The sequence below is a fragment of the Pseudomonas syringae group sp. 243L2 genome, assembly GCF_032587875.1.
Taxonomy (GTDB): Bacteria; Pseudomonadota; Gammaproteobacteria; order Pseudomonadales; family Pseudomonadaceae; genus Aquipseudomonas; species Aquipseudomonas amygdali.
In genome coordinates this window covers 323,379-328,585 of sequence record NZ_JAWHPL010000013.1, presented here as the reverse complement: position 1 = coordinate 328,585, position 5,207 = coordinate 323,379, and the positions used below count along the sequence as shown (strand labels likewise).

General features: G+C 57.9%; 4 protein-coding genes. 1 reads left to right on the top strand and 3 read right to left on the bottom strand.

The features are described from left to right. The first annotated feature begins 299 nt into the window (after positions 1-299). A complete protein-coding gene (locus RYB66_RS07215; protein ID WP_005743697.1) occupies positions 300-1,073 on the top strand; it encodes a helix-turn-helix transcriptional regulator in 774 nt (257 codons plus the stop codon). An 81-nt stretch (positions 1,074-1,154) separates the two neighbouring features. Here the strand turns inward: RYB66_RS07215 and RYB66_RS07210 are convergent, their stop codons facing one another. The 3 genes from RYB66_RS07210 to rpiB all read right to left on the bottom strand — a co-directional run bounded on the left by RYB66_RS07210 (position 1,155) and on the right by rpiB (position 5,111). After that, entirely contained in the window at positions 1,155-3,530 is a 2,376-nt protein-coding gene (locus RYB66_RS07210) for a glucose/quinate/shikimate family membrane-bound PQQ-dependent dehydrogenase (RefSeq protein ID WP_057404727.1), read from the bottom strand. Positions 3,531-3,601: 71 nt separating this feature from the next. Beyond that, the gene (locus tag RYB66_RS07205; protein ID WP_004662175.1) at positions 3,602-4,582 is read right to left on the bottom strand and encodes a sugar-binding transcriptional regulator; all 981 of its coding nucleotides are present in this window, start codon (positions 4,580-4,582) and stop codon (positions 3,602-3,604) included. Between the two features lie 67 nt (positions 4,583-4,649). Then, positions 4,650-5,111: a ribose 5-phosphate isomerase B gene (rpiB, locus tag RYB66_RS07200; RefSeq protein ID WP_004667607.1), complete on the bottom strand. Its 462-nt coding sequence runs from the start codon at positions 5,109-5,111 to the stop codon at positions 4,650-4,652. Positions 5,112-5,207: the final 96 nt, after the last annotated feature.

Sequence of the window (5,207 nt, the reverse complement as noted above, 5' to 3'; positions counted from 1 at the left end):
GGCTCAAGGTCCTTCTTGACAGGTAGGCCGCGGATTAAGCACTGCCGACTTGCCTATGTATGGCCCCTTAAACCCGGACAGACCCCGGCGACTGGCTTATTGCCACTCTTTATCGCTCATACATGTTTGGCAGGTTGAAAATCTGTCCCCGTTTTCCGTTACAGACGCACGACAAAAGCTTTGGCTGAATACCAAAGACCCAGTCCAGTCATCAGGCTTGTCAGTTATTGCAATCAGTAGTTACCGCGCAGCAGTCGACCAAGGTCCTTTTTGCGCGGTCGGAATCAGGAAAGCTCAAGATGAACACGGCGCAACATTTCGAATACAGCGACGATCCACGCTTCTATCTGCAATTGGCTCAACTGGTTTCCAGTACCGGTGCCGGCACATTTTCCGAGCAGATGTTGCAATTGGTGGGTTCGCTGGTGCCTATTCACGGGCTTGAGCTCAGTGAATGGACGCTGGACGTGCGTCAAAGCAGTATCAGTCGCATCAATCTACTCGGCAGCGCCGGCCTGCAGCACGATCCTCCGAGCACCGAAACAACTGACCATCCTCTGTTATCAAGCATTCTGCACATGCAGGCACCGTTGCTGGTCCAGCTCAAAACCCCGCTTGACGCGCAACGCCCACAGCAAAACACTCACCAGTGCAATCTCGTTTCCAGCAGCGGTGACCGTCGACGGATCATCTGCGTTTATAGGTTGACTTCCCTGCGCGCGTTTTCCCTGACCGAGCTTTCATTGCTCAAGAGTCTCTCCGACACACTGTTGCCGCTGGTCGAGCATCATGCGCAAATCCTTGCTCAGGCAGGCCATCGCAAGCCCCGTATCGAGCCGGAGCCCGGTTCTCTGGATCAGGCATTCAGTGGCAGGCTGGCACAGGATTCGGTCACGCTGTCCGCACGCGAGCAGGAGGTGTGCCTGGGTTTGCTGACCGGCGGCACTGTGGCCGAAATGGCGCAGCGCCTGAAGGTGAAGAACAGCTCGGTGGAAACCTACCTCAAGCGCGCCACCGCCAAACTCGGCGTCAGCGGCCGGCATGGCCTGGCACGCTGGATGGCAGGCGGCTGATACTGCCTGACGCAATGCGCAGGCATCATACGGATGCTGAAAAGGGCCTTTTCCGGCCCTTTCCCCTGCCCTGACCCGATCTCAATCAAGCCGAAACGCAATCACACTGTCACCCAGTGTCGTACCAAGCGATCCGTGGCCGCCAGCCGCGATGATCACGTACTGTTTGCCATCACTGCCGGTATAGGTCGAAGGCGTCGCTTGCCCTCCAGCCGGCAATTCATGCTCCCAGAGCACGTCTCCGTTATTCACATCGTAAGCGCGAAAGAAGTTATCCGCTGTCGCCCCATGGAATACCAGACCACCTGCGGTAACCAGCGGACCACCATGGGCGACCATGCCCATCGGAAAACCGACTGGAAAACGCTCCTGCATGAAGCTGGTCTTGAGATTTTTGGTGGTGCCGACCCGGCGTGTCCATTCGGTTTTGCCGGTGGCCAGGTCAACCCCTGCCAGGGTTCCCCATGGTGGCGCGGTGCAGGGAATGCCAAGGCTGGAGGCGAACCTTGAGATGCGGATGGCGTAGTCACCGTTGAAGTTTTCGTTCCAGTACGGCTTGCCTTCCTGAGTGAACAAACGCTTTTGCGCGTCCTGATCGGGTCGCTTTATCAGGTTGTAGATATAAGCAAGGCGTACCGGTGCTGCAATAAGCAATTGGCGGTCAGGATCAACCGCCACCGAGCCCCAGTTGAACACACCGATGTTGCCGGGATAGATCAGCGACCCCGCCTCTGTCGCAGGTGTCCAGGGATTGCCGTCATAACGAAGTGAGTTGTAGGTAATCCGACAGGCCATCTGATCGAAAGGCGTAATGCCCCACATGGACTTCTCGGTCAACGCCGGAGGGATGAAGTTAAGCCTTGAGACCGGCTGGGTCGCCGCGAAGCGCTCGCCCGCAACCCCGCCTTCGGTGCGAACGCTGACCTGGTCAACAGGCACTATCGGCTCGCCGGTCAGGCGGTTGAGCACGAAGATATTCCCGACTTTGGTCGGCAACAGCAACGCAGGCTGCCTGTTGCCTTCTTTTCCCACAGCAAGCAGCGACGGCTGTGAAGGGTTGTCGCGATCCCACAGGTCATTGTTCGACGACTGAAACTTCCAGCGCAGCGCACCTGTTTTCAAGTCCAGCGCCACCAGCGCATCGCGAAACTGCTCGGTATTGCTGGCGGGGTCACGCCGCGTGCCGGTTTCGTCGGGCGAGGCATTGCCGAAGGGAACGTACACGAGACCGTTTTCAACATCGGCGCTCAGGGTTGCCCAGGCAACAGGTGTGTCCTGCGGATAGTTCTGGTCGGCCGCTATCGGCTGGGTAGTGTCGGGGTTTTGCGGGTCGAAGTTCCACACCAGCTGGCCAGTCATGACGTTATAGGCGCGGATGACGCCGGACGGGTTGCCGTCGTCGTAGCCGTTATCCATCACCGAACTGCCAATCACGATCAACTCGCCTGCAATCAGTGGCGCAGAGGTCTGCATCAGCGCGTGTGGACGAATCTCGCCCATGTTGACGCTCAAGTCGATCACGCCACCGTTGCCGAAATCGCCGCACAATTTACCGGTGTCTGCATCAAGCGAGACCAGCCTGGCATCCGCGGTGGCGGTGATGATGCGTTTTGCGCATTGAGCGGGCTGTGGCACCTGGCCATCAGGGCTGGATGCAGCGGAATAATAGCTGACGCCCCGACAGGTCTGATGCTGCTGCAAGTAGGAGCGTTTTTTCTCGGGCGTGTATTTCCAGGCCAGTTCCCCGGTCTGCGGGTTCAACGCGTGCACTTCGTTATGCGGGGTACATACATACACCCGGTCGTTGATCTTCAGCGGCGTCGCTTCAAAGGTGTACTCGCCCGCATCCTTGCCTGCGTCACGCAGGTCGCCGGTGTGGTACTCCCAGGCGACCGACAGCTTGCCGACATTCTTCGGGGTGATCTGATCAAGGCTGGAAAAACGCTGACCGGCAGTGGTCCCGCCATAAGCCGCCCAGTCCTTGCCTGCCGACTCGGCGCTACGGGTGGGCGTTGCATTACTGATCTGCCCTTGAAGCGGGTACGGGTCATGAAACATGAGCGCAACCACGATCACCAGCATCACCCCCAGCGTACTGCCGAGAAAGGGATGAAAACGACGGTTATCGAAGCTCGAACCTGCCTGATAAAGCGGCCGCACCACCCAGGGCAGCGCCAGCCAGAGGCCGATCAGCGCAAACAGATCACCGCGGGGGATCCATTGCCATTTGTCAAAGCCGACTTCGTAGATGATCCAGATCAGAATCCCCCACATAAGCAATGCGTACAGGGTCAGCGCCGACTTCTTTTTCAGAAAGATCAGGGTTGCCGTGGCCAGCAAGACCAGAGCAATGATCGAGTAGGCAGGAGAGCCCCCGGCAGCGACCAGTTGCGCCCCCATGAACAGCAGAATAAAACTCAGTATCGCGATTACGATACCTGTCACTTTCAGAATCATCGTCCTTGTCCTTTCTTGTTATGACCTTGCGCTGCAAAGGTTTTCGACGCCACGCCATCCTGCGTGTCGGTTCAGTTTTTGCGCGTCGCGTCATCCAGCGCAAGGATGGTATGGGCGTTAGTGACAGTGGTCGCCAGGGTATTGATCACACCTGAGCGCAATGCACCCAGCGTGGCCGCTGCTTTGGTGTTTTCGCTGGCGATGGCCACTACATCCGGGATACGAAACAGCTCTTGCACGGTCAGGCCGATAACCCTGCCCTGAATGGCGTTGACTGCCGGCTGGCCGTGAATATCGATGAAATCATAGCCCATCATATCGCCCACGGTACCGGACAATCTGGCTTGGGCAATCTCCTGCGGAGAAAACCAGCCCATACGCACCATGTTGCTGTTTTCGCTCATGTCACCGATGCCAATCAGCGCCATGTCTGCGCGGCGGGCACGGTCCAGTGTGGAGCGCACAGTGTCATTGCTGATCAGAATGCTGCGCAGCTCGGGGTTGGCCACCAGGGCAGGCGCGTACAGGCTTTCACTTTCGCCACCGAAGCGCAGCGCCAGACGGCGGCAGATATGATCGGGGTTCATGTATTCGCCAGCCTTGAGCGAACCGCCAATGGCGCAGACAAATGTGCAGTTGCGCGTGACCGGCAAAAACACGTTATCCGCCACTGCGCCGACGTTGCGGCCCATGCCCACGGCAACGATCATTCCATCGCTCAGGGTTTTGTTCAGGTAGTTGGCAACCAGGCTGGCGACCGCCGAACGTTGGGTGTCGGGGTCGCTGTGGTCGACTGCTATCAGCGCCCTGTCGAGCTGAAAGCGCTCTACCAGCGCCAGCTCCAGCTCGTTGTTCATTGCCGGGTGCTGCAGCACGCGCACTTCGACAATACCTTCATCGCGTGCGCGCTTGAGCAGTCGGCTGACTTTTGCGCGCGACAGGTCAAAGCGCTTGGCGATGGCTTCCTGAGTGACGTTCTCAAGGTAATAGAGCATCGCGACTTCAGTCATCAGATCGATGTCGCTGGCCATGCGCTGGGTACTGTCACTCATGTGGACAAGCTTCCGTTTCGACGTCAAAGGCGCATTCTCCCTACTCCCGCCCTGTGCCGTCCACTCTCTATTGATGCCCGTCGCGCTCTATCGCGTTAATACGCTCGACCTTGGCGCCGGAGCGAGCCGCCTCGAACTCTGACTCCAGAAACGATTTGACGATGCTTTTCGCCAGTTCCGCACCGATCACTCGTGCACCGACGGAAAGAATTTGCGCATCGTTGCTCTTGCGTGCCCGCTCTGCCGAGTAGGTGTCGTGGGCCTGAGCTGCACGAATGCCAAGGACCTTGTTGGCGGAGATGGCCATGCCTATTCCAGTACCACAGACCAGCACGCCAAGCCGCTGCTGGCCGGCATTGATCGCCGTGGCGACCGCCAGAGCGATGTCCGGATAGAGCACCGGCGCAGTGGAATGAGTGCCGAAGTCAGTCACCGGATAACCCAGTGACTCGATATGGCGCTTCAACAATTCCTTGAGTTCATAACCCGCTTCATCACATCCGATAGCCACCGGGAAAGGTGTGTTCATGGCATCAGGCTCCGCTGTCGAGTTCTTATTGTCTGACCAAATGTTCAATCGGTGAAATTCCGATCAGTCATTTCTCAGGCATTAACGACGCACTGT